The organism is Streptomyces sp. TLI_053, from assembly GCF_900105395.1.
Classification (GTDB): domain Bacteria; phylum Actinomycetota; class Actinomycetes; order Streptomycetales; family Streptomycetaceae; genus Kitasatospora.
The window spans coordinates 3,647,811-3,665,026 of record NZ_LT629775.1; the positions used below are offsets into that span (position 1 = coordinate 3,647,811).

The 17,216-nt window shown below is 72.0% G+C and carries 14 protein-coding genes and 1 pseudogene; 5 read left to right on the forward strand and 10 right to left on the reverse strand.

From position 1 onward, the window contains the following. Nucleotides 1-9: 9 nt before the first annotated feature. The 3 genes from BLU95_RS14385 to BLU95_RS14395 form a co-directional block, all read right to left on the reverse strand. Nucleotides 10-1,227: a polyamine ABC transporter substrate-binding protein gene (locus BLU95_RS14385; RefSeq protein WP_093860363.1), complete on the reverse strand. Its 1,218-nt coding sequence runs from the start codon at nucleotides 1,225-1,227 to the stop codon at nucleotides 10-12. Nucleotides 1,228-1,295: 68 nt separating this feature from the next. After that, nucleotides 1,296-2,654, reverse strand: coding sequence for an aspartate aminotransferase family protein (locus BLU95_RS14390; RefSeq protein ID WP_093860364.1), 1,359 nt, complete (start codon nucleotides 2,652-2,654; stop codon nucleotides 1,296-1,298). A gap of 171 nt (nucleotides 2,655-2,825) precedes the next feature. Further along, the gene (locus tag BLU95_RS14395) at nucleotides 2,826-4,301 is read right to left on the reverse strand and encodes a gamma-aminobutyraldehyde dehydrogenase (RefSeq protein WP_093860365.1); all 1,476 of its coding nucleotides are present in this window, start codon (nucleotides 4,299-4,301) and stop codon (nucleotides 2,826-2,828) included. 270 nt (nucleotides 4,302-4,571) lie between these two features. Between BLU95_RS14395 and BLU95_RS14400 the strand changes: the two genes are divergently transcribed. The 4 genes from BLU95_RS14400 (at nucleotide 4,572) to BLU95_RS14415 (ending at nucleotide 8,646) form a co-directional block, all read left to right on the forward strand. Continuing rightward, entirely contained in the window at nucleotides 4,572-5,045 is a 474-nt protein-coding gene (locus BLU95_RS14400; RefSeq protein ID WP_030396761.1) for an Lrp/AsnC family transcriptional regulator, read from the forward strand. Beyond that, nucleotides 5,042-6,436: an aspartate aminotransferase family protein gene (locus tag BLU95_RS14405; RefSeq protein WP_093860366.1), complete on the forward strand. Its 1,395-nt coding sequence runs from the start codon at nucleotides 5,042-5,044 to the stop codon at nucleotides 6,434-6,436. Before BLU95_RS14400 ends, BLU95_RS14405 begins: the two co-directional genes overlap by 4 nt. A gap of 289 nt (nucleotides 6,437-6,725) precedes the next feature. After that, nucleotides 6,726-7,481, forward strand: a complete 756-nt coding sequence (locus tag BLU95_RS14410; protein ID WP_093860367.1) for an ABC transporter ATP-binding protein — start codon at nucleotides 6,726-6,728, stop codon at nucleotides 7,479-7,481. Between the two features lie 13 nt (nucleotides 7,482-7,494). Next, a complete protein-coding gene (locus BLU95_RS14415; RefSeq protein ID WP_093860368.1) occupies nucleotides 7,495-8,646 on the forward strand; it encodes a hypothetical protein in 1,152 nt (383 codons plus the stop codon). Nucleotides 8,647-8,848: 202 nt separating this feature from the next. Here the strand turns inward: BLU95_RS14415 and rlmN are convergent, their stop codons facing one another. From rlmN to rpsB, 6 genes are all read right to left on the reverse strand, one after another. Then, on the reverse strand, nucleotides 8,849-9,949 hold the full coding sequence (rlmN, locus tag BLU95_RS14420) for a dual-specificity RNA methyltransferase RlmN (RefSeq protein WP_093860369.1): 1,101 nt from the start codon (nucleotides 9,947-9,949) through the stop codon (nucleotides 8,849-8,851). Between the two features lie 75 nt (nucleotides 9,950-10,024). Next, nucleotides 10,025-11,230 (reverse strand): phosphatidate cytidylyltransferase, encoded by a 1,206-nt coding sequence (locus tag BLU95_RS14425; protein WP_231978567.1) that lies wholly within the window; start codon nucleotides 11,228-11,230, stop codon nucleotides 10,025-10,027. Nucleotides 11,231-11,574: 344 nt separating this feature from the next. Then, nucleotides 11,575-12,132, reverse strand: a complete 558-nt coding sequence (frr, locus tag BLU95_RS14430; protein ID WP_030396755.1) for a ribosome recycling factor — start codon at nucleotides 12,130-12,132, stop codon at nucleotides 11,575-11,577. Between the two features lie 97 nt (nucleotides 12,133-12,229). Further along, the gene (pyrH, locus tag BLU95_RS14435) at nucleotides 12,230-12,994 is read right to left on the reverse strand and encodes a UMP kinase (RefSeq protein ID WP_030396754.1); all 765 of its coding nucleotides are present in this window, start codon (nucleotides 12,992-12,994) and stop codon (nucleotides 12,230-12,232) included. Between the two features lie 261 nt (nucleotides 12,995-13,255). After that, nucleotides 13,256-14,095, reverse strand: a complete 840-nt coding sequence (gene tsf, locus BLU95_RS14440) for a translation elongation factor Ts (RefSeq protein WP_093860370.1) — start codon at nucleotides 14,093-14,095, stop codon at nucleotides 13,256-13,258. Nucleotides 14,096-14,224: 129 nt separating this feature from the next. Continuing rightward, the gene (gene rpsB / locus BLU95_RS14445; protein ID WP_093860371.1) at nucleotides 14,225-15,121 is read right to left on the reverse strand and encodes a 30S ribosomal protein S2; all 897 of its coding nucleotides are present in this window, start codon (nucleotides 15,119-15,121) and stop codon (nucleotides 14,225-14,227) included. A 938-nt stretch (nucleotides 15,122-16,059) separates the two neighbouring features. Between rpsB and BLU95_RS45560 the strand changes: the two are divergent. Beyond that, nucleotides 16,060-16,347, forward strand: a pseudogene (locus BLU95_RS45560) (hypothetical protein); the annotation flags it as partial. A 178-nt stretch (nucleotides 16,348-16,525) separates the two neighbouring features. Here the strand turns inward: BLU95_RS45560 and BLU95_RS14455 are convergent. After that, complete coding sequence (locus tag BLU95_RS14455) at nucleotides 16,526-17,098, reverse strand: TetR/AcrR family transcriptional regulator (RefSeq protein WP_093860372.1); 573 nt, start codon at nucleotides 17,096-17,098, stop codon at nucleotides 16,526-16,528. Nucleotides 17,099-17,216 lie beyond the last annotated feature (118 nt).

A 17,216-nucleotide genomic window follows, 5' to 3' on the forward strand; every position in this document is an offset into this window, starting at 1 on the left:
AAAGGGCCGCTAGACGCCGGTGATGCGGGTCCAGACCTTGTGCAGCGCGGGCCGCTCCGCGGAGTTCACGTCACGCATGGTGTGCAGCCGGGCCCGCATCTCCTCGGTCGGGAAGAGCAGCGGGTGCTCCGCGAGCTCCGCCTTCTCCCGGTCCCCGCTGGCCGCCAGCACCTCGCGGGCGGCCGGAACGGGGCAGATGTACTGCACCGCGGCCGCCAGCTCGGCGGCCACCTCGGGCTGGTAGTAGTGGTCGATCAGCAGCTCGGCGTTGTGCTTGTGACCGGCCCGGTTGGGGATCATCAGACTCTCCGCCCACAGCTCGCCGCCCTCCTCGGGCACCACGAACGCGATGTCCGGGTTCTCGGCGGTGAGCTGGACGGCGTCACCGGAGTACGCCTGGCAGGCCAGCGCCGCGCCGGAGGCCAGGTCGCTGGTGTAGTCGTTGCCGGTGAACCGGCGCACGTGCCGGCTGTCGACCATCCGCTGCACCAGGTCCATCGCCTGCCGGGCCTGGTCCTCGGTGAAGGCCGAGATGTCGGCGCCCTGGGCCAGCATGAGCAGGCCGAGCGCCTCGTCCAGCCCGGCGAACAGGGTGACCCGGCCCTTCAGGTCGGGTGCCCAGAGGTCGGCGACGGACCTGATCTCCCGGCCGAGCTCCTTGCGGTTGTAGGCGATGCCGGTGATCCCGGACTGCCAGGGCACGCTGCGCCGGCGCCCGGGGTCGAAGGCCGGGTCGGCCAGCTGCGGGTCCAGCTGCGCCGCGACGTTGGGCAGGTTGGCCCGGTCCATGGCCTGCACCCAGCCGAGCGAGACGTACCGGCCGGCCATCCAGTCGCTGACGACCATCAGGTCGCGGCCCGGGTCGGTGCCCTGGGTGAGCACCGGGCCCATCTTGCCGAAGAACTCGTCGTTGTCGTTGATGTCCTCGGTGTAGGTGACCTTGATGCCGGTCCGCTCGGTGAAGGCGTCCAGGGTCGGGCGCCCGCCGTCGTCGTCGGTGTCGATGTACTGGGTCCAGTTGGAGAAGCCCAGCCGCTTCTCGCCCTCCGAGCGGTCGGGGGCGGAGCGGCGGTCCTCGTCCACGTAGGCGGACGGGATGCCGCAGCCGGTCAGGGCGGCCGCCCCGAGCAGTCCGGCGCCGGTGCCGAGCACCCGGCGGCGGGTCGGACGGCGCCGGGCCGGACCGTGGAGGCCGCTCGGGCGGTGGGTCGGGGTGGTGCTGGGCATGGTGGAGCCTCCGGAGCGGGAGACGGCCCCGGACGCGAGGGCGCCCGGGGCCGTCCTGTCGGTGAGAGTCAGACGGTGTGCGCGTCGGCCAGCGACAGCACCTCGTCGAGAACGGCGAGACCGGCCTTCGCCTCCTCCTCCGTCACCGTGCACGGCGGAACGACGTGGAAGCGGTTCATGTTGACGAACGGCCACAGCCCGCGCCGCTTGCACGCGGCGGCCAGCTCGGCGATCGGCGCGTTGGCGGCGCCGGCCGCGTTGTACGGCACCAGCGGCTCGCGGGTGGCGCGGTCCTTCACCAGGTCGAGCGCCCAGAAGACACCGAGTCCGCGCACCTCGCCGATGGACGGGTGGCGCTCCGCCAGCTCGCGCAGGCCGGGGCCGAGCACGGTCTCGCCGATGTGCTTGGCGTTCTCGACGATTCCCTCCTCCGCCATGGTGTTGATGGTGGCGACGGCCGAGGCGCAGGCCAGCGGGTGGCCGGAGTAGGTGAGCCCGCCGGGGAAGGGCCGCTCCGCGAAGGTGGCGGCGATCTCCGCGCTGATCGCCACGCCGCCCAGCGGCACGTAGCCCGAGTTGACGCCCTTGGCGAAGGTCAGCAGGTCCGGGGTGACGCCCCAGTGGTCGGCGGCGAACCACTCGCCGGTGCGGCCGAAGCCGGCCATCACCTCGTCGAGGATGAGGACGATGCCGTAGCGGTCGCAGATCTCCCGGACGCCGGCCAGGTAGCCGGGCGGCGGGACCAGGATGCCGGCGGTGCCGACCACGGTCTCCAGGATGACGGCGGCGACGGTGCCGGGGCCCTCGAAGGCGACGACCTGCTCGAGGTGGGCCAGCGCGCGCTCGCACTCCTGCGCCTCGTTCTCGGCGTGGAAGTTGCTGCGGTAGGCGTACGGGCCCCAGAAGTGCACGATGCCGGAGACACCGGTCTCGCTGGCCCAGCGGCGCGGGTCGCCGGTGAGGGCGATCGCGTTGGCGGTGGCGCCGTGGTACGAGCGGTAGGTGGAGAGCACCTTCTGCCGGCCGGTGTGCAGCCGGGCCAGCCGGATGGCGTTCTCGTTGGCCTCGGCGCCGCCGTTGGTGAAGAAGATCTTGTCCAGGTCGCCGGGGGTGCGCTCGGCGATCAGCCGGGCGGCCTCGCTGCGCGCCTCCACCGCGAAGCCGGGGGCGATGGTGCAGAGCTTCGCCGCCTGCTCTTGGATGGCCGCGACCACCTTCGGGTGCTGGTGCCCGATGTTGGTGTTGACCAGCTGCGAGGAGAAGTCCAGGTAGCGGTTGCCGTCGTAGTCCCAGAAGTACGAGCCCTCGGCGCCGGCCACCGCGAGGGGGTCGATCAGCGCCTGGGCGGACCACGAGTGGAAGACGTGCGCGCGGTCGGCGGCCTTGACGGCCTGGCCGGCGGCCGAGTCGGCGGTGGGGATGCTCATGCGGCAAGGCTAGGGACTCGTCGTACCGAAGTGGAGAGCCATCCTGTCAGCCGGTCGCCGCAACGGCCGACAGGGTGCAAAGGCACAGGGCCCGGGTCGCGGGGACCCGGGCCCATGGTCGGATCACACGATCGTCGTCCGGTCGGACCGTGTGCCGGTGGTGGTGCTCGCTCAGATGGCGGTCATCACGTGCTTGACGCGGGTGTAGTCCTCGAAGCCGTAGGAGGAGAGGTCCTTGCCGTAGCCGGACTTCTTGAAGCCGCCGTGCGGCATCTCGGCGACCAGCGGGATGTGGGTGTTGATCCACACGCAGCCGAAGTCCAGGCGGCGGGACATCCGCATGGCGCGGGCGTGGTCCTTGGTCCAGACCGAGGAGGCCAGCGCGAACTCGACGCCGTTGGCGTAGTCGACGGCCTGCTCCTCGTCGGAGAACTTCTGCACGGTGATGACCGGGCCGAAGACCTCGTTCTGGATGATCTCGTCGTCCTGCTTCAGGCCGGAGACGACGGTCGGGGCGTAGAAGTAGCCCTTGTCGCCGACCCGGTGGCCGCCGGCCTCGACCTTGGCGTGCTCCGGCAGGCGCTCGACGAAGCCGGAGACCTGCTTCAGCTGGTTGGCGTTGTTCAGCGGGCCGTAGAGCACGTCCTCGTCGTCCACACCACCGGTCTTGGTCTCGGCGGCGGCCTTGGCCAGCGCCTCGACGAAGGCGTCGTGGATCGACTCGTGCACCAGCACGCGGGTGGCGGCGGTGCAGTCCTGGCCGGCGTTGAAGAAGCCCGCCACCGAGATGCCCTCGACGGCCTCGGCGATGTCGGCGTCCTCGAAGACCACGACCGGGGCCTTGCCGCCCAGCTCCAGGTGGACGCGCTTGACGTCCTTGGAGGCCGACTCGGCGACCTGGATGCCGGCGCGCACCGAGCCGGTGATGGAGGCCATCGCCGGGGTCCGGTGCTCGACCATCAGGCGGCCGGTCTCACGGTCGCCGCAGATGACGTTGAAGACGCCGGCCGGGAGCTCCAGGTCCTTGAGGATGCCGCCGATGATCTCGGCCAGCAGCACGGTGGAGGCCGGGGTGGTGTCGGAGGGCTTCAGCACCACGGTGTTGCCGGCGGCGATGGCCGGGGCGAACTTCCAGACGGCCATCATCATCGGGTAGTTCCACGGCGCCACCTGGGCACAGACGCCGACCGGCTCGCGGCGGACGATCGAGGTCATGCCGTCCATGTACTCACCGGCGGACTTGCCCTCCAGCAGGCGGGCGGCACCGGCGAAGAAGCGGATCTGGTCCACCATCGGACCGATCTCCTCGGAGAGGGTCAGCGCGCGCGGCTTGCCGGTGTTGCGGACCTCGGCGTCGACGATCTCGTCGGCACGCGCCTCGACCGCGTCGGCGATCTTCAGCAGCAGCTTCTGCCGGGTGCTCGGGGTGGAGTCCCGCCAGGCCGGGAACGCGGCCGCCGCGGCGTCCATGGCGGCATCGACGTCGGAGGCGCCCGACAGCGGGGACGTCGCGTAGACCTCGCCGGTGGTGGGGTCGACGATGTCGAGCGTGCGGCCGTCGGCCGCATCGACGAACTCACCGTTGATGTAGTTGCGCAGCGTGCGAAGGTCGCTCACGGGTCTCTCCTCGGTCTCGGCCTGCGGCATTGCAGAATCCGGCGCCATGGTACGTCGGCCGCCGGGGCCGACGGCGGGCGCCGAGTGGCCGCGCCGGTCGTGCCGCGGTCCACTGGTTGGCGGAATGCGCGTGGCACAGCGGAGCCGCGCGCGTACCGTAGCCAGGGTAGCCGCAAGGCTGCCGTTATCGACAGGCCGATCGCGCATCGACGATGAAATCCGCATGCGTTTTCCAAGATCTCGACGAAATCAGCAGCTGCCGCGCTTGCGAACACGAGACCGATCGGGCACAGTGGCGGCGTGGCCAACCGCGACCGGAACGCCAGCGTTCCCCTCGACGCCGCCTCCAAGGCGATCATCGAGCAGCTCCAGGAGGACGGGCGCCGCCCGTACGCCGCCATCGGCAAGGCCGTCGGCCTGTCCGAGGCGGCAGTGCGACAGCGCGTCCAGAAGCTGCTCGACCAGGGCGTGATGCAGATCGTCGCCGTCACGGACCCGCTCACCGTCGGCTTCACCCGCCAGGCGATGGTCGGAATCCGGGTCGAAGGAGACATCGATCCCGTCGCCGACGCGCTGGCCGCCCTCGACGAGGTCGACTACGTCGTCTGCACCGCCGGCTCGTTCGACCTCCTGGCCGAACTGGTCTGCGAGGACGACGAGCACCTGCTCGAAATGATCAACAAGCGCATCCGCGCGCTTCCCGGCGTGCGGAGCACCGAGAGCTTCGTTTACCTGAAGCTCCGGAAACAGACCTACACCTGGGGCACCCGATGACAGCCGACCCGGCGCAGAAGGACCTTTCCAAGACCGCCTACGACCACCTGTGGATGCACTTCACCCGCATGTCGTCGTACGAGAACTCCCCCGTGCCGACGATCGTCAAGGGCGAGGGCACCTACGTCTGGGACGACAAGGGACGCAAGTACCTCGACGGCCTCGCCGGCCTGTTCGTCGTCCAGGCCGGCCACGGCCGCGAGGAGCTCGCCGAGGCCGCCGCCAAGCAGGCCAAGGAGCTCGCCTTCTTCCCGGTGTGGAGCTACGCCCACCCGAAGGCCGTCGAGCTGGCCGAGCGCCTGGCCAACTACGCCCCGGGCGACCTGAACAAGGTCTTCTTCTCCACCGGTGGCGGCGAGGCCGTCGAGACCGCCTGGAAGCTTGCCAAGCAGTACTTCAAGCTGACCGGCAAGCCGACCAAGTACAAGGTCATCTCGCGGGCCGTCGCCTACCACGGCACCCCGCAGGGCGCCCTGTCCATCACCGGCCTGCCGGGCCTGAAGGCCCCGTTCGAGCCGCTGGTGCCGGGCACCCACAAGGCCCCGAACACCAACATCTACCGCGCCCCGGCCTTCCTGGCCGGCCCCGACGGCACGGTCGACCCCGAGGCCTACGGCCGCTGGTGCGCCGACGAGATCGAGGTCGCGATCCTCAACGAGGGCGCCGACACCGTCGCTGCCGTCTTCGTCGAGCCGGTGCAGAACGCCGGTGGCTGCTTCCCGCCGCCGCCCGGGTACTTCCAGCGCCTGCGCGAGATCTGCGACCGCCACGACGTGCTGCTGGTCTCGGACGAGGTCATCTGCGCCTTCGGCCGCCTCGGCACCATGTTCGGCGCCGACAAGTTCGGCTACCAGCCCGACATGATCACCTGCGCCAAGGGCATGACCTCGGGCTACTCCCCGATCGGCGCCACGATCATCTCGGACCGCCTCGCCGAGCCGTTCTACAAGGGTGACAACACCTTCCTGCACGGCTACACCTTCGGCGGCCACCCGGTCTCCTCCGCGGTGGCGCTGGCCAACCTCGACATCTTCGAGCGCGAGGGCCTGAACCAGCACGTCCTCGACAACGAGGCCAACTTCCTGGGCACCCTCAGCAAGCTGCGTGACCTGCCGATCGTCGGCGACGTCCGCGGCAACGGCTACTTCTACGGCATCGAGCTCGTGAAGGACAAGGTCACCAAGGAGTCGTTCAACGACGACGAGGTCGAGCGCGTGCTCTACGGCTTCCTGTCGAAGGCGCTCTTCGACAACGGCCTGTACTGCCGCGCCGACGACCGTGGCGACCCGGTCGTCCAGCTGGCCCCGCCGCTGATCTCCGACCAGTCGACCTTCGACGAGATCGAGCAGATCCTGCGGACCAGCCTCACCGACGCGTGGGCGAAGCTCTGACCCCTCGGACTTTCCTCCCCACCCTCAGTCACAGGGCGGTCCCGCTTCGGCGGGGCCGCCCTGCGACGTTCCCGGCGCCGCCCCCGCACCGCGCCGCCGCCGCTCCCGGCACCGCTCCGACACCTCCCCGACGGCGGTTCCCAGCCGTTCCGCCATCGGTCCGTCGATCAAACACGCCTGATTGCGGGCGATTTGCCCCGGATGGGCCAGTGTGCCGCAACCGCGCCCAGGCCCGATCGTTCTAATCTGACGACTGTCATATCCCTGCGGCCACCCAGGATGGAACCTCATGTCAGCGGCCCCTCCTGACAACGACGTGCTGTGGGCCCGGGGGATCGTCAAGTCCCACCACGGCACCCCCGCGCTGCGCGGCGTCTCGCTCGGGGTCCGGGAGGGCGAGGTCCTCGCCGTCACCGGCCCGCGCGGCTCCGGCAAGAGCACCCTGCTCGGCTGCCTCTCCGCCCTGCTCCCGGTCGACGAGGGCGAGGTCTGGTTCAACAGCTCCCCCGTCCACACCCTCGGCCGGGCCGGCCGTGAACGGCTGCGCCGCGACCGTTTCGGCTTCGTCGGCTCCGAACCGCACCTGGTCCCCGAACTGACCGCCCGGGAGAACGTCGCCCTGCCCCTGCTGCTGGCCGGCGCCGGCGGCAAGGCCGCCTACACCGCCGCCGACGAGTGGCTGGAACGCCTGGACATCGGCGACCTCGCCAAGGTCCGGCCGGAACGGCTGGTCCAGGGCCAGCGCCAGCGGATCGCCGTCGCCCGCGCCCTCGCACCGCTCCCGCCGGTCGTCTTCGCCGACGACCCCACCGCCCCGCTGCACCGCGAGACCGCCGAACAGGTCCTGCGGATACTGACCAGCGCGGCCCGCTCCCACCAGCTCACCCTCGTGCTGGCCACCCACGACCCCGAGCTCGTCCGGTACGCGGACCGCGCCGTCGCCCTCCTCGACGGCCGCCTGACCGGCCCCGCCACGCCCGTGCCGCGCGGCATCGCCGCCCCCGGCACCGCCGGGGCCACCGCCGTCCCGGCCGCCGGCCGCTGAAAGAGTCGACGCCGTGTTCTATCTCCGCCTGGCCCGGGGCTACCGGGTCCTCGACCTCGGCCGCTGGCTGCTGACCGCGCTGGCCGGCGCGGTCGTCGCCGCCTTCCTGCTGCGCGCCCTCGGCCGGGCGATGAGCGGCCCCACCGACGGCCACGACGCGCTCGTCCGGCTGCTCTGGTGCCTGCCCCCGCTGGCCGCGGTCGCCTGGTTCGCGGCCGTCGCCGCCCGCGCCGTGCCCGCCCGGCGGGCCGACCGGATCACCGGGCTCACCACGGCCGGCGCCGGGGCCGGCCGGATCCGCGCGCTGATCGCCGGCGAGGTCGCGCTCGCCTGCGGGGCCGGCGCCGGACTCACCCTGCTGCTCTTCCTGGTCCTGCGCAACGACATCGCCGGCCCGGCCCTCGCCGACGAACTGGGCATGGGCGTCGCCCTCCCCGCCGCCGCGCCGGTCACCCTGCTCGCCCTCGTGCCGCTGACCGCCGGACTCGCCGCGGCCGGGGCCGTCCGGCCCGCCGAGACCCTGCCCGGCCGCTCCGGCACCGAGCCGACCGGGTTCGGCCCGTGGCGGATCGCCCTGCCGATCGGCCTCGCCGTCATCGGCCTCGCCCTGGAACTGATCGCGCTGCGCCCCGGCGCCGCCGCCGACGGCCGTCCGATCCACCTGCCGGCCGGACTCGGCAGCACCAGCACCGCCGCGCTGGGCGGGTGGATCGCCTCCGCGGTCGGCCTCGCCCTGCTCACCGGCCCGCTGCTCGGCTGGGCCGGGCGGCTGCTGGCGCTCGGGCGGCCCACCCCGCTGCGACTGCTCGCCGGCCGGGGCCTCACCGCCCAGGCCCGCCGGCTCGGGGCGCCGCTGGCCGTCCTCGCCCTGGCGCTCGCGATGGTGCTCACCACCGTCCGCTACTGGCTGGGCGAACCCGGCAGCGCCGATGTGCTGCCCGCGATCGAGGCCGGGCTGGTACTGGGCTGCACCGCCGGGGCGGTGGTGGTCCGGCTGGCCGAGCTGCGCACCGCCCGCCGGGGTGTCGCCGAGGCGCTGCTGCGGCTCGGGGCGGCGCCCCGGCTGCTGTTCGGCGCGGTCGTGCTGCGGACCCTGATGACGGGCACGGTCCTGCTGGTCACCGGCGGGGCCACGGCGGCCCTGGCCGCGGCCGGACTGCGCTGAGCCGACGGGGCGGCGCCTCCGGGCGACGCGGAAGGGCCCGGCCGGTGGCCGGGCCCTTCCGCGTCGCTGGGCCGGTCGTCCGGCTCTGCTCGATCGGCTCGTCGCCGGTCGGGCTCATCGCTGATCAGATCGTCGCTCGGTCAGATCGTCGCTCGATCGGCTCGTCGTGCGATCAGTCCGCCGTTGATCAACCCGCCGTTGATCAGCCCGCCGCCGCGAGCTGGCCGCAGGCGCCGTCGATCTCCTGACCGCGGGTGTCGCGGACGGTCGTCGGCACACCGTGCGACTGCAGCCGACGGACGAACTCCCGCTCGTCCTCGGGACGCGAGGCCGTCCACTTGGAGCCCGGGGTGGGGTTCAGCGGGATCAGGTTGACGTGCACCCGGTGGTTCTTGATCAGCCGGCCGAGCAGGTCCGCCCGCCACGCCTGGTCGTTGATGTCCTTGATCAACGCGTACTCGATGGAGATCCGGCGACCGGACTTCTCGGCGTAGTTCCACGCCGCGTCCAGCACCTCGGCGACCTTCCAGCGGGTGTTGACCGGCACCAGCTCGTCCCGGAGCTCGTCGTCCGGAGCGTGCAGCGACAGCGCCAGACGGCAGCTGAGGCCCTCGTCGGCGAACCGGTACATCGCCGGGACCAGGCCGACGGTCGAGACCGTGATGCCGCGCTGGGACAGGCCGAAGCCGTCCGGCGCCGGGTCGGTCAGCCGGCGGATCGAGGCCAGCACCCGCTTGTAGTTGGCCAGCGGCTCGCCCATGCCCATGAACACCACATTGGACAGCCGGGCCTCGCCGCCGGGGATCTCCCCGCTCCTCAGCGAGCGCATCCCGGCGGCGATCTGCTCGACGATCTCGGCCGTCGACAGGTTGCGGGTCAGCCCGGCCTGGCCGGTGGCGCAGAACGGGCAGTTCATGCCGCAGCCCGCCTGGGAGCTGATGCACATGGTGACCCGGTCCGGGTAGCGCATCAGTACCGACTCGACGAGCGTGCCGTCGAACAGCTTCCAGAGCGTCTTGCGGGTGGTGTCGTCGTCGCAGGACACGTGCCGCAGGACCGACATCAGCTCCGGCAGCAGGCTGTCGGTGAGCTTCTCCCGGCTGGCGGCGGGGATGTCCGTCCAGCTCGCCGGGTCGTTCGACATCCGGCCGAAGTAGTGGTTGGAGAGCTGCTTCGCGCGGAACGGCTGCTCGCCCAGCTCGGCGACGGCCTCCTTGCGCTCGGCGGGGCTCAGGTCGGCGAGGTGTCGCGGGGGCTTGGCGCCGCGCGGCGCGACAAAGGTGAGTTCTCCGGGCTTAGGCATGGTTGTTCCAGTGTCGCAGACGCGCGAGGGCCCCGGACGCCGTGCGTCCGGGGCCCGGGGCCGGGGCGGGTCGCCTCAGCTGCCCACGAAGGCCGCCAGCAGCAGCCAGACCACCGGGGCGGTCGGCAGCAGCGAGTCCAGCCGGTCCATGATGCCGCCGTGACCGGGCAGCAGGGTGCCCATGTCCTTGATCCCGAGGTCACGCTTGATCATCGACTCACCCAGGTCGCCCAGGGTCGCGGTGACCGCCGCGCAGCCGCCCAGGATCAGGCCCTGCCACCAGCTGCCGCCGTCGATGATCAGCTCCATCAGCAGCGCGCCCGCCAGCATCGACAGGCCGATGCCGCCGGCCAGTCCCTCCCGGGTCTTGCCCGGGCTGATCGTCGGCGCCAGCTTGGTCCGGCCGAACTTGTAGCCCACCGCGTAGGCGCCGGTGTCACTGCACACCGTGACGATCAGGAACAGCACGATCCGCTGCGGACCGTCGTCGGCCGCCAGCATCATCGCCACGAAGGTGGCGAGGAAGGGGACGTAGAAGGCGGTGAAGATGCCCGCCGTTATGTCCCGCAGGTAGTTCTCCGGCGGCTCGGCCATCCGCCAGACCATCACCGCGAGACCGGTGAGCGCGAGCGAGGCGGCCGCCCACTGGATCCCCGACCAGTAGCCGGTGGCGACCATCGCGATGCCGCCCGCGACCAGCGGGACCAGCGGCGCCTTGATCTCCTTGCGCTCGGCCAGCCGACTGGTCAGCTCCCAGATGCCGACCGACACCGCCGCGATCACCACGACCAGGAACAGGGCCTTGACGACGAAGAGCGAGGCGACGATGACCGCGCCGAGGCCGACGCCCACGCCTATCGCGGCCTGGAGGTTGCGGCCGCCGCGCTGCTTGCGCTGCGCCGGCTGAGGCTGCGGATCGGGCTGGGCCACGGGTGTCTCCTGCCCTGGGTGGGACGACGGCACGAGGAACGGCTGCCCCGCCGCCGGTCCGCCCGGCATGCCGGGACGACCCGCCGCGACCGGCGGCGTCTGCGGCGCCGACGGCCCCGGGTACGCCGCGGCGGTGCCCGGGTGGGGCCCGCCGACCGGAGCGGACCGGGCGTCGTCGGTGATCGCGCGCAGCACGACCGTCTCCGACGCGCCAGGCTCCACCGCCCCGGGCTGCTCGTCGCGGAACAGCGGTCCGCTCAGCCGGCCCGTCTCGCGGGACGGCCCCTCGGCGGGGTCGGGCCCGGACGGGGCTGCGGGCTGCGGGCCCGGTTCGGCCGGAACGGGAGGCATGACCTGAGTCTCCTCCGCGTCGGGGTCCCAGTACACCGGAGGCTGCTGGGAGTGACCCGTTCGGTGGCCGGGGTCACCCGAGCCGTACTGCCCGGGCCGGTCATGCTGCCCGGGTCGGTCGTACTGGCCGGGCCGGTCGTACTGGCCCGGCCGGTCGTACTGCCCGTGCTGCGGCTGCGCCGGGTACCCGCCAGCGGCGGGTGCGCCGGACGGGCCGGGGGCAGCGGGTGCGCCGGGGGCCTGCGCAGGCGTGCCGGGGGCCTGCGCAGGCTCGTACGGACGGTACGGCTGGTACTGCTGGTCGGACGTGCCCCAATAGCCAGGGGCGTCAGGGGCGTCGTTCATCAGACCTCGAGCAGCTCGGCTTCCTTGTGCTTCAGCAGCTCGTCGACGGTGGCCACGTACTTGGCCGTGGTGTCGTCGAGCTCCTTCTCGGCGCGACGGCCGTCGTCCTCGCCGATCTCGCCGTCCTTGACCAGCTTGTCGATCGCGTCCTTGGCCTTGCGGCGGACGGCGCGGATCGAGACCTTGGCGTCCTCGCCCTTGCCGCGGGCGACCTTGATGAACTCCCGGCGGCGCTCCTCGGTCAGCTCGGGGAGCACGACCCGGATGATGGAGCCGTCGTTCGACGGGTTGACACCCAGGTCGGAGTCGCGGATCGCCTGCTCGATCGCCTTCAGCGCGGTCTTGTCGAACGGCGAGACGACCGCCATCCGGGGCTCCGGCACGGAGAAGGACGCCAGCTGGTTGATCGGCGTCACGGCGCCGTAGTACTCCGCGACGATCTTGGCGAACATCGCCGGGTGCGCGCGGCCGGTGCGGATGGCGGCGAAGTCGTCCTTGGCGTGGGCGACGGCCTTCTCCATCTTCTCCTCGGCGTCGAGGAGGGTCTCTTCGATCACTGTGATCTCCCTGTCCGGTTCATCTGCTGGTGTCCCGACCGGGGTCGGGCGCCGGAGCCTCGCGGCGGCGGCGCCGTCCGGTACGGCTGGTTACTGCTCAGGCCCGGACAGAATCCTGGCTGATGAGTGTGCCGATCTTCTCACTCTTCACCGCACGCGCGATATTGCCCTCCGCGAGCAGCTCGAAGACCAGCATCGGAAGGTTGTTGTCCTTGCAGAGCGTGATCGCGGTGAGGTCGGCCACCTTGAGGTCGCGCGCGATGACCTCGGAGTACTCCAGCGCGTCGAACTTGACCGCGTCCGGGTTGGTGCGGGGGTCGGAGTCGTAGACGCCGTCCACGCCGTTCTTGCCCATCAGCAGCACATCGGCGTGGATCTCCAGCGCCCGCTGGACGGCCGTGGTGTCGGTGGAGAAGTAGGGCATGCCCATACCGGCGCCGAAGATCACCACACGGCCCTTCTCCAGGTGCCGGACGGCGCGCAGCGGCAGGTACGGCTCGGCGACCTGGCCCATCGTGATGGCGGTCTGGACCCGGGTCTCGATGCCCTCCTTGACCAGGAAGTCCTGGAGCGCCAGGCAGTTCATGACCGTGCCGAGCATGCCCATGTAGTCCGAGCGGGCCCGGTCCATACCGCGGACCTGGAGCTCGGCGCCGCGGAAGAAGTTGCCGCCGCCGATCACCACGGCGACCTCGGTGCCCGCGCGGACGACCGTGGCGATCTCGCGGGCGATCGCGTGCACGACGTCCGGATCGACGCCGAGCCCGCCGCCGCCGGCGAACGCTTCACCGGACAGCTTCAGCATTACCCGGCGGCGCGTGCCGTCCTGGATCTCCCGCGCGGTCTCCTGCGTCTCCTGCATGGACTTCTCCTTCTGCACCTACTGGTTCACAGACGCGGGTGTGCGGGTGCCCGGCCTGCGCGTACACGCGAGGAGGCCACTGCCGCGGGAACCGGTTCGGTGTCCTGCACGGCAATGGCCTCCTCGTCGTTCATGTCGCCGACGCGGCTCGCCCGTGAACGGATGGCGCTGGGTGAGCCCGTACGGCGCGTTCCCCGTAGCCCTGGTCAGCGGGCGGGGGCGGTTCCCAGCCTACGGCCGGGGGGACCGGTGGAACGTGGCTCAGGCGCCGACGCGGAAGCGGGCGAAGCGCTTGAGGGCGACGCCGTTCTCCTCGAGGACCTTGGCGACGGTCTTCTTGTTGTCCTTCGCGAAGGCCTGCTCCAGGACGGAGTTCTCCTTCACGAAGCCGGTGACGCGACCCTCGACGATCTTCGGCAGGGCGGCCTCCGGCTTGCCCTCCTCGCGAGCGGTGGCCTCGGCGACGCGGCGCTCGTTCTCGATGTCCTCGGCCGGGATGTCCTCGCGGGACAGGTACTTCGGCGCGAAGGCGGCGATGTGCTGCGCGACGTCCTTGGCGACCTCGGCGTTCTCCTTGTCCAGCTCGACCAGGACGCCGACGGCCGGCGGGAGGTCGGGGCTGGTCTTGTGCAGGTAGACAGCGACGAAGCCGTCGCCGTCGAACTGCGCGAAGCGGCGGAAGACGATCTTCTCGCCCAGGGTCGCGTTGGCCTCGTCCACGAACTGCTGGACGGTCTTGCCGGCCTCGATCTCGGACGCCAGGGCGGCGTCCAGGTCGGCCGGGGCGCTCTTGGCGACGTGGGCGGCGATCGCGTCGGCGACCTGGACGAAGTTGTCACCCTTGGCGACGAAGTCGGTCTCGCAGTTGAGCTCGACCAGGACGCCGGACTTCTTGTCCTCGGCGATCAGCGCGGCGACGGCACCGTTGGAGGCGTCGCGGCCCTCACGCTTGGCAACGCCCTTCTGGCCCTTGATGCGCAGAAGCTCGACGGCCTTCTCGACGTTGCCCTCGGCCTCGTCCAGGGCCTTCTTGCAGTCCATCATGCCGGCGCCGGTGAGCTCACGGAGCTTCTTGACGTCCGCGGCGGTGAAGTTCGCCATGGTGTGAATCTCTTCTCGCGTCTCGCGTGTCTGCGTGGAGTAGCGCCGGGGCCGATGGTTCGGCCCCGGCGCGGGAGAGAGGGGCACCGACCGGTGTCGTACCGGCGGGTGCCCCTCACCCTTGGTACGTCAGGCCTGCTCGGCCGGAGCCTCGGCGGCGGGGGCCTCGGTGACCGGGGCCTCGACGGCGGCGGCCTCGGCGGCCGGAGCAGCCTCGGCGGCGTCGGCGGCGGGAGCCTCCTCAGCCTTCTTCTCGCCCTCCAGGATGTCCTTCTCCCAGTCGGCGAGCGGCTGGTCGGCACCCGGCTCGGCCTTGACGTCGCCCTTGGCGACACCCGCGCGGGACTTGAGGCCCTCGGCGACGGCGTCGGCGATCACACGGGTCAGCAGGGTGACGGAGCGGATCGCGTCGTCGTTGCCCGGGATCTTGTAGTCGACCTCGTCGGGGTCGCAGTTGGTGTCGAGGATGGCGACGACCGGGATGTTGAGCTTCCGGGCCTCGCCGACCGCGATGTGCTCCTTCTTGGTGTCCACGATCCAGACAGCGCTGGGAACGCGCTGCATGTCACGGATACCGCCGAGGGTCTTCTCCAGCTTGTCGTGCTCGCGCTGGAGGACCAGGAGCTCCTTCTTGGTGAGGCCGGAGCCGGCCACGTCCGAGAAGTCCAGCTCGCCCAGCTCCTTGAGGCGCTGCAGGCGCTTGTAGACGGTCGAGAAGTTGGTCAGCATGCCGCCGAGCCAGCGCTGGTTCACGTAGGGCATGCCCACGCGGGTGGCCTGCTCGGCGATGGCCTCCTGGGCCTGCTTCTTCGTGCCGACGAAGAGGACGCTGCCGCCGTGGGCAACGGTCTCCTTGATGAACTCGAAGGCGCGGTCGATGTAGTTCAGCGACTGCAGGAGGTCGATGATGTAGATGCCGTTGCGCTCGGTGATGATGAAGCGCTTCATCTTCGGGTTCCAGCGGCGGGTCTGGTGACCGAAGTGGACGCCGCTCTCCAGCAGCTCCCGCATCGTGACGACGGCCATAGCCGTGCTCCTCAGGTGTTACGCCCGGCTCCGGCGCAGCGGCGTCACGGGACGCGCGAGATGGCGCTTCCCGTTCGGCTGGTGCGAACGGCCGGGTCAGGCTCGGTTTTGTCCGTGGCGGCCAGGTGACAGCCACGCCTGACGCCCCGAACGTGCCGAGCCGCTTCCCCCGGCGGCCCTGGGACCGGTCGGGCTCGGCGGACCGAGCGGCACTCGCACCTGGCGGGGGCGGCGGCTGAGCCGCTGTCCGACCACCGGTGGCGGGGCGTGCGAAGTCGACCCGGCGGACCGGGTCGCGTGTGAAGTGTACGGGAAGCGCCGAGCGCCGAGCGACTCCGTGAAAGCCGGGCGGGCGGGGGACCGGCCAGGTCCGGGGCCCCGGGCGGCCGTGTTGGGCCCCCGTGCACCTGTCGGGGTCCACCCGTTGGAGGGACGGCCATTGTCCCCAGGGGCCGGTTGTCCACAGGAAACGGGCCCGGGGTGGCCCGGGACGGCCGGCCCGGGGAGCCTCGGCGGCACGACTGTCGGTGGCGGGGACGGTGGGTGTGGGTGTGGGTGTGAGTACAGGTGTGGGTGTCAGCACGGGTGCGGACGTGGACGCAGGTCTGGACGCGGCTCCGGGCGGGAGAGGCAGCAGGGCGTGGGCGGAGGCGAGGCGGTGGGTGCTCTCGCTCCTGCCGGTGGTGCTGGTCGCCCTGCTGACCGGCGGCCCGCCCGGGGCGCTGGGGCACGCCGCGGGCAGGGAGGACGGGGTCGTGGTCGCTCCCGGAGCCACCAGGACCAGCGAGGGGAGCGGGACGAGCGGGAGCGGGACGAGCGGGAGCGGGACGAGCGGGAGCGGGACGAGCGGGAGCGGGACGAGCGGGAGCGGGCGGTGGTGGCCGGTGGACGGGCCGGGCGGGGGGCCGGGTGCCGTGATCGGCCGATTCGAGCCGCCCGTGCGACCGTGGGGCGCGGGCCACCGGGGCGTCGACCTGGCCGCCACCGCCGGTGCGGAGGTTCGCGCCGCGGCGCCGGGGGTGGTGACGTTCGCCGGGCCGGTGGCCGGACGGCCGGTCGTCACGGTCACCCACACGCCGACGGGATCCGCGGCGTCCGCGGCTCCGTCAGCCCCGTCGACTCCTCCGCTGCGGAGCACCTATCTACCGGTGGTGGGTGTCCTCACCGCGGGCACCGCCGTGGCGGCCGGACAGGTGATCGGACGGCTCGCACCCGGGGACGGCCACTGCGCCGCCGGCCCCTGCCTGCACTGGGGTCTGCTGCGCGGAGAGCGCTACCTGGACCCACCGGCCCTGTTCGGGACCGGCCGCGCCCGGCTGCTTCCGCTCGACCGCCCGGCGGACCGGGTCGCCGCCGCACCCGTCCCCCCGGCCGGGCCGCGCACCGTGCTCGGGACGTCGCGCTTCAGCTCCGGCCGAGGCCGTGCAGGGCGAGGGCGACGGCGGCGTCCGCGATCACCTCGGGACTCTCGGCCCGGCCACCCGCTGCCCGGTGCTCCGCCTGCCGCACCGCCGCCTCGACGATGCCCTGCAGCAGCGCGGCCGCCAGCCGGGGCTGCTCGTGGCCGAGGTCGTCGAGGGCCTGGACCACCAGCCCGACCAGCGTCCCGTGCGCGGCCCGGATGCGTTCCCGGGCCGCGTCGTCCAGCTCCAGTGCGGAGATCGCCGCGACCGCGCGGTGGCGCGGGTCGGCGGCCAGCGCGAGCTGGCTCCGGACGTACGCCTCGATCCGTTCGGCGGCGGTGTCCCGGCTCGCCATCCCGGCCTCGATCTCGGCGGCCCACAGTGGGAAGTCCACCTCGCAGAGCGCCTCCACCACCGCCCCGCGGGAGCGGAAGTACTCGTACACCGAGGAACGCGCGAGGCCGGTGCGCACCGCGAGCGCGGGAAAGGTCAGGGCTTCCATGCCTCCCTCGGTGAGGAGACTGCGGGCAGCATCGAGGAGGGCTGCCCGCTGCATCTGGCGATGCTCGGCCACACTGGCTGCTCGGATCTTCGGCACGCCCTCCACTGTACGGAGCCCTACATCGCACCGGTACGGTGCCGCGCACCGCAACGAATACGGAGGGATGCGTTCCGGGGTGCGGCGTGCGAAC

Bases quoted from the DNA above. Each gene is read 5' to 3' on its own strand.
- rlmN (WP_093860369.1), bottom strand. From the start codon at position 9,949: ATGCCTAAGCCCGGAGAACTCACCTTTGTCGCGCCGCGCGGCGCCAAG.
- rpsB (WP_093860371.1), bottom strand. From the start codon at position 15,121: ATGGCCGTCGTCACGATGCGGGAGCTGCTGGAGAGCGGCGTCCACTTC.
- pyrH (WP_030396754.1), bottom strand. From the start codon at position 12,994: ATGCAGGAGACGCAGGAGACCGCGCGGGAGATCCAGGACGGCACGCGC.
- BLU95_RS14410 (WP_093860367.1), top strand. From the start codon at position 6,726: ATGTCAGCGGCCCCTCCTGACAACGACGTGCTGTGGGCCCGGGGGATC.
- BLU95_RS14385 (WP_093860363.1), bottom strand. From the start codon at position 1,227: ATGCCCAGCACCACCCCGACCCACCGCCCGAGCGGCCTCCACGGTCCG.
- BLU95_RS14395 (WP_093860365.1), bottom strand. From the start codon at position 4,301: ATGCCGCAGGCCGAGACCGAGGAGAGACCCGTGAGCGACCTTCGCACG.
- BLU95_RS14405 (WP_093860366.1), top strand. From the start codon at position 5,042: ATGACAGCCGACCCGGCGCAGAAGGACCTTTCCAAGACCGCCTACGAC.
- BLU95_RS14425 (WP_231978567.1), bottom strand. From the start codon at position 11,230: ATGCCTCCCGTTCCGGCCGAACCGGGCCCGCAGCCCGCAGCCCCGTCC.
- BLU95_RS14390 (WP_093860364.1), bottom strand. From the start codon at position 2,654: ATGAGCATCCCCACCGCCGACTCGGCCGCCGGCCAGGCCGTCAAGGCC.
- tsf (WP_093860370.1), bottom strand. From the start codon at position 14,095: ATGGCGAACTTCACCGCCGCGGACGTCAAGAAGCTCCGTGAGCTCACC.